Origin of the sequence: Fulvivirga sp. (assembly GCF_040220315.1) — a bacterium.
Taxonomy (GTDB): Bacteria; Bacteroidota; Bacteroidia; order Cytophagales; family Cyclobacteriaceae; genus Fulvivirga.
Map to the genome: position 1 here is coordinate 1 of NZ_JAVJUY010000135.1, position 2,474 is coordinate 2,474.

General features: G+C 37.3%; 5 protein-coding genes. 2 read left to right on the top strand and 3 right to left on the bottom strand.

The features are described 5' to 3' along the window. The coding region (locus RLO81_RS06375; RefSeq protein WP_502880438.1) for a transposase at nt 1-222 on the bottom strand (222 nt) is incomplete at its 3' end. A 338-nt stretch (nt 223-560) separates the two neighbouring features. Between RLO81_RS06375 and RLO81_RS06380 the strand changes: the two genes are divergently transcribed. Then, complete coding sequence (locus RLO81_RS06380; protein WP_350108860.1) at nt 561-1,229, top strand: hypothetical protein; 669 nt, start codon at nt 561-563, stop codon at nt 1,227-1,229. A gap of 4 nt (nt 1,230-1,233) precedes the next feature. Further along, the gene (locus RLO81_RS06385; RefSeq protein ID WP_350108863.1) at nt 1,234-1,542 is read left to right on the top strand and encodes a hypothetical protein; all 309 of its coding nucleotides are present in this window, start codon (nt 1,234-1,236) and stop codon (nt 1,540-1,542) included. A 343-nt stretch (nt 1,543-1,885) separates the two neighbouring features. Here RLO81_RS06385 and RLO81_RS06390 read toward each other — a convergent pair whose 3' ends face one another. Both RLO81_RS06390 and RLO81_RS06395 read right to left on the bottom strand, forming a co-directional pair. After that, complete coding sequence (locus RLO81_RS06390) at nt 1,886-2,287, bottom strand: PIN domain-containing protein (RefSeq protein WP_350108866.1); 402 nt, start codon at nt 2,285-2,287, stop codon at nt 1,886-1,888. Beyond that, nucleotides 2,287-2,474 (bottom strand): hypothetical protein (locus RLO81_RS06395; RefSeq protein WP_350108869.1); only part of this gene is annotated, 188 nt, incomplete at its 5' end. The genes RLO81_RS06390 and RLO81_RS06395, both read right to left, overlap by 1 nt.

Sequence of the window (2,474 nt, forward strand, 5' to 3'; positions counted from 1 at the left end):
CTGAATCATTTGCCATAGCAGGTGTATGTGGTTTGGCATGATTACATATCCAAAAACTTTTATTTGACCCTTCTCAACCTGACTCTTTAATTGATTTATTATCAATAGCTTGTATGCATCATCATCTAATAAATGACTCCAGTCTTTTATGGTATCGGTCCAGAAGTAGACCTCATTGAGCTTCATTTTAGATTTTCTATTACCGTCTAACCAATCAGTCATTCTTTAAATATAATGAAACCGAATATTGCCGTACAAGAATCAATAAGAAGAATCAATAAGGGGTGGTCTGTGAGCCACAGACCACGGGGAGATAGGTTTAATTATTGAAGCTAAAGATAAATAATCTAAGGGGTTAGGACAATCAGATTATTCACACATTATCAACCCCCAGGGCTCCAGGTTTAACCATTTAATGAAGTGGATAATTATCCAATAAAAATGGATTATTTCAATTGAATTCTTACAAATGACGTAATCCAGCCGAAATACCTTGATTCCTTGAATGAATTTGGTGTCAATTTTTTGTAACTTATAAAGAGAACCAATTTGTTAAAGCTATGAGAAATTTACTATTCCTAATGGTGATGGCTAGTCTGTTTTCTTGCAGTTCAGGCTCTTCATCCCAAACCAATTATTCCAGCGAGCACTCTTATGAGACATCTGTTCCTAAGCAGAAATACACTGAACAAACTGCCAGGATACTAGGGAGATTATATTACCTGGCCAACCCTTATGAAGTTGCGAGAGATCCTATGCAGATCACAAACTATGTACGGGCAAATGCATCATTACTAGGTAGTAACAGTGAAGTTATCAAATGCGCACAGGAGCTTGGAGCCCTAATGATAAACCAGGGAATTCAAAACTTTAATGCCGATGGTGATCGAGAGCAAATGTACAATATTGGGCAAAGTGCTGGAGTAGATCCTTTGGTAACACAACGTGCAGCAGATGAAATGTACAATGGATCAGCTGATTTGTTTTTTATGGGTCAGGAGTTAGTCTGGCTAGCCAGGGTTATCCCGTCTGCAGCTGCAGGCAACTGGGATCTTTTTAATAATACAGGATCGGATTCAAGAAAGCAGTTTTATCAGCTATGGCCACTGTTCCAATCCATGACCTATGGAGATGAATATACTAAACAGATTATGGAGCAGGCCTTTAAACAGATGCAACCGATTGTAGAATATCAGATTTTACTTCTGGCAAGTATGATTCAAAACTAGATGTATGGAACCTGCAATAAAAAAAGTTGAACCGGTTTACTTCTTTTCAAAATTTTGGTGGGGGTTATTCCTTGCAGCAGCCGTACTGATTTCACTGGTATTATTAGTGGTTGTCTTCTACCCATTGGGATTATCTATGGCGTCAGATTCCAATTTTGGACTTATTGCCATGATCAGTGGAATTATGGCTGACCTGTTGTTTCGGTGGATTTTGAAAAAGAAAATGATGATAAGTAAAAAGCTAAGTTATTCCATTTTATATGCATGGATTCCTCTTTGCTTATATATCATCGTGTTTAATCCTTTGGAATAGTTATACGAGTCACATTGCCACAGGCCAACGTTGGTGTTTTCACCAACGGTTATCCTGGGATCATTTATATGCAGAACCAAAACGCTGTCGCCCGGCTTCTGCTGAGTGACAGCGTTTTGGACTTGTATCTACTTTTGTGAATTCTTCCGCTTTAGGGTTAAACCAACGATAACTCAACCCAGAAAGCATATTCTGGATAGAGATCTTGATAATCTAAGCATGTCATGGCAACCAGCTTACTCCCCCACAATCAACAACCAGGGTTCCTCGGAAGGAGCTGTAAAATCAAAACGCTGTCGCTCGGTCGTGACCGTATCGTAATTGACTTTCTTGTTTAAATACATTAAACAATAAACCAATTTTCAATTTTAATGCCTTCAATCAACTCAAAGTCTTTAACATTATCAGTTACAAGAGTGAGCTTATTCTCTATTGCTGATACACCAATCAAAAGATCAAACTCATCATGCATTGGTTTTCCAATCTTTCTTAATCTAACTTTTTCTTTAGCATACAGTCTAACTGAACTATAAATTGGGATAATGGTTAAGCCATTGATGAATCTATCAACTGCTTTGTGAGATTTTGTTGGGTTCACGCTATTTTCGGCTCCGAATCGCAGTTCAAAAACGGTGATTTCTGAGATGTAGCAGTTTTCCCTGCCTTTTTCTTTAAAGATGATATCCAAATTCAGTCTACCACGAAGGAAGAAAACACAAATGCTTGTGTCTAACAAATATTGCATTACATGTCAATCTCTTTTTCCCTGAATTTCCTACTGGATTTAATTTCAGCTATAATTTCTTTGGCTGACTTTTCTGATTCAAACGCACCAAAAGACTTATAAAAATCAGCCTCTTTTCTTTTTTCCGTTGTCTTTAGAGATTTTGAGAGTTTTTCAAGTAGTTCGATTTTGGTGTTTTTATTTAATC

Excerpts from the sequence above, each read along its gene's own strand:
- RLO81_RS06390 (WP_350108866.1), bottom strand. The coding sequence starts at position 2,287 with ATGCAATATTTGTTAGACACAAGCATTTGTGTTTTCTTCCTTCGTGGT.
- RLO81_RS06385 (WP_350108863.1), top strand. The coding sequence starts at position 1,234 with ATGGAACCTGCAATAAAAAAAGTTGAACCGGTTTACTTCTTTTCAAAA.
- RLO81_RS06380 (WP_350108860.1), top strand. The coding sequence starts at position 561 with ATGAGAAATTTACTATTCCTAATGGTGATGGCTAGTCTGTTTTCTTGC.